Source organism: Pseudonocardia pini, from assembly GCF_013870575.1.
Lineage (GTDB): Bacteria > Actinomycetota > Actinomycetes > Mycobacteriales > Pseudonocardiaceae > Pseudonocardia > Pseudonocardia pini.
In genome coordinates, this window is sequence record NZ_JACBXB010000750.1 from 1 (window position 1) to 2,698 (window position 2,698).

The following is a 2,698-nucleotide window of genomic DNA, read 5'->3' on the forward strand; positions in this document are numbered from 1 at the left end:
GTCCCGCTCGAACAGCCGCACCCGCAGCTGCCCCTCCAGCGCCCTGATCTGCTTGGACAGCGCGGGCTGGCTGACGTGCAGCGACTCGGCGGCGCGGGTGAAGTGCCGGTGCTCGGCGACGGCCGCGAAGTACCGCAGGTCCCGCAGGTGCACGTCCATGCCCGATGGTTATCACAGCAGGTCTTGGACGCGCTCGCGGAAGTCCACCAGGCTCGTGACCATGGAGCACACCGAGAGGGTCTGGCTGGTCACCGGCGCGTCGAGCGGGTTCGGGCGGGCGATCGTGGAGGACGCCGTGGCGGCGGGCGAGATCGTCGTCGCGACGGCGCGGCGGCCCGACGCGCTCGCGGACCTCGTCGCCGCGCACCCGGACCGGGTGGAGGCGCTGGCCCTGGACGTGACGGACCGGGCCGCGACCGCCGCCGTCGTCGCGGACGTGGAGGCCCGCTACGGGCGGATCGACGTGCTGGTCAACAACGCGGGGCACGGGCACGTCGGGGCGGCCGAGGAGACGCCCGACGCGGACCTGCGCGAGCTCATGGAGCTGCACGTCATGGGCCCCGCCGCACTGGTCAAGGCGGTGCTGCCCGGGATGCGGGCGCGCCGGTCCGGGGCGGTCGTGCAGATGTCGTCGATGGGCGGGCAGGTCGTCTACCCCGGCTTCTCGACCTACTGCGCCACGAAGTTCGCGATCGAGGGCTACTCGGAGGGTCTCGCGGCCGAGGTCGGGCCGCTCGGCATCACGGTCCTCGTCGTGGAGCCGGGTGCCTTCCGGACGTCGTTCGCGGGCGCCTCCCTGCAGCAGACCGACCGGATCGCCGACTACGACGACACGGTGGGCGCGACCCGGGACATGATCACCACCGCGGGCGGGACCCAGCCCGGTGACCCGGTCAAGGCGGCCGCAGCGATCCGCGTCGCGCTCGACGCCGAGGTCACCCCGCTGCGGCTGCCGCTGGGCTCCGACGCCGTAGACGGCATCCTGGCCCATCTGGACTCGGTCAAGGACGAGGTCCTGACCTGGGAGAAGGTGTCGCGGAACACGGCGTTCCCGGATGTGGGCACGTCCGATTGACACCGACGACCGCGGCGACCAACCTGGCAGAGGCTGATCGCCGCGGTCGTGCGCGTCGCCGGTGTCGGCCGGCAAGCATGAGGCCGACGACGCGGGTTGCGAGCCGAGGTGAGTGCCCGGTGGCGCCGTCCGACCCCAGCGGTCGGATGGCCCACCGTCACCGGCTCAGGCGGTGGCGGGCTCCGGGGTCCGGGCGACCAGCCGTCCCGCCAGGATGCTGCTCACGTAGCCGAACCCGGCCCCGACCAGGAACGACACCAGCATCACCGTGAACGGACCGGTGGGCAGCGAGAAGTCGGTCCCCGAGGCGCTCGTGAGCAGCCCGAACATCACGGTCGTGGCGAACCCCAGGACCGAGCCCGGGACGAACCCGAGCGCCGGCACGAGGGCACCGAGGATGAACACCGCGGTCATCCCGCCGACGATCACCCCGACCAGGACGGGATTGCCCGCCAGGCCGAGCAGGATCAGCGTGACCGTGCCGCACACGATCCCCCACACGTTCGTGGGCACCGACTTCGCCAGCGCGGCCCGGTCCCCACCCGCGGCGAAGTAGCTCGCCGCCCCGAGGAACGTGGCCGGGACCATCAGGCCGAGCCCACCGAGTGGGCCGACGTACAGATACGTGATCACCGCGCCGATCACACCGATCACCAGCGCGAGCGCAACAGGCAGCTTCATGCGACGTGTCTCCCTTTGAGGTCACAGGTCCGAACGGACGAGTGAAGGGTGGCCGTCGGGAGGGCACCACGACAACGGATCACCGCGCACGTGACCGTATGTTTTCCGGTGGCAACCGTCCGGACATCCTGGGCCCGATTCCGGGCCGGGGACGCCGCGACGCGTCACATGATCGACACTGTCGCGTTACTCGGGACCCTTGGTGCGGAGCTCGTCGACCTTCGCCATCGCCTCCCGCAGGTCGGCGAGCCAGGCGTCGGCGTTGCGGCCGACGAGGCGGACCGCCCACGCCAGCGCGTCGGAGCGGGAACGGGCCACGCCGGAGTCGACGAGGGTGTCCAGCACCATCCGCTCCGGCTGCCGCAGCCGGGTCATCACCGGCACCGAGGCCGTGGTGAACAGCTCCTCGACCTCGCCGATCCGGGCCCCCCACGCCACCTTGCGCTGGTAGCGGTGCTCGGCCTGGCGCGCGACGTCGATCCGCGCCTCCCGGGTCTCCTCGCGGAAGCGCGAGATCCGCCCCGCCGCGGCCGCCGCGCGCTCGGCGCGGCCCTGGTCGGTGTCCGGGAAGTCGCCCTCGACGGGCGACAGTTCGCCCACGATCACGATCTCCTCGCGGTCCACGGTCACCTCCGGCGCCGCGGTGAACCAGCCGTCGGGCAGCCTGCCCGAGAGCCAGGCGGCGAGGTCCTCGGTGTCCGGCAGGTCGGCCTGCTGCCACCCGCCACGCGCTCCGCCGCGGCCCGGGCCGCGGCCGCCGCCGTGCCATCCCTTGTGCATTCGTCCGGTCATGTCGCACCTCCTACGATTACGAGATTACATCGCAACAGGCGCCGACGGGTACGCTCTCAGCGAAGCAGGTCCGCCAGCTCGTCCGGGCTGGTCACGGGGCGGTCGCACACGAATCCGCGGCAGACGTAGGCCGCCGCCGCACCCGCCACG

General features: G+C 72.4%; 4 protein-coding genes. 1 reads left to right on the top strand and 3 read right to left on the bottom strand.

The window, feature by feature from the left end:
* Window positions 1–159, bottom strand: a 159-nt coding sequence (locus tag H5J29_RS28280) for a LysR family transcriptional regulator (protein ID WP_181784040.1), incomplete at its 3' end; no start/stop codon positions are given.
* A 61-nt stretch (window positions 160–220) separates the two neighbouring features.
* Here H5J29_RS28280 and H5J29_RS28285 point away from each other — a divergent pair.
* The gene (locus tag H5J29_RS28285; protein ID WP_181784041.1) at window positions 221–1,075 is read left to right on the top strand and encodes an oxidoreductase; all 855 of its coding nucleotides are present in this window, start codon (window positions 221–223) and stop codon (window positions 1,073–1,075) included.
* A 165-nt stretch (window positions 1,076–1,240) separates the two neighbouring features.
* On the opposite strand, the gene H5J29_RS28290 is transcribed toward H5J29_RS28285, so the two are convergent.
* Together H5J29_RS28290 and abmR are read right to left on the bottom strand one after the other, a co-directional pair.
* The gene (locus tag H5J29_RS28290) at window positions 1,241–1,756 is read right to left on the bottom strand and encodes a DUF1097 domain-containing protein (protein ID WP_181784042.1); all 516 of its coding nucleotides are present in this window, start codon (window positions 1,754–1,756) and stop codon (window positions 1,241–1,243) included.
* A 186-nt stretch (window positions 1,757–1,942) separates the two neighbouring features.
* Entirely contained in the window at window positions 1,943–2,536 is a 594-nt protein-coding gene (abmR, locus tag H5J29_RS28295) for an ATP-binding transcription factor AbmR (RefSeq protein WP_181784043.1), read from the bottom strand.
* Window positions 2,537–2,698 lie beyond the last annotated feature (162 nt).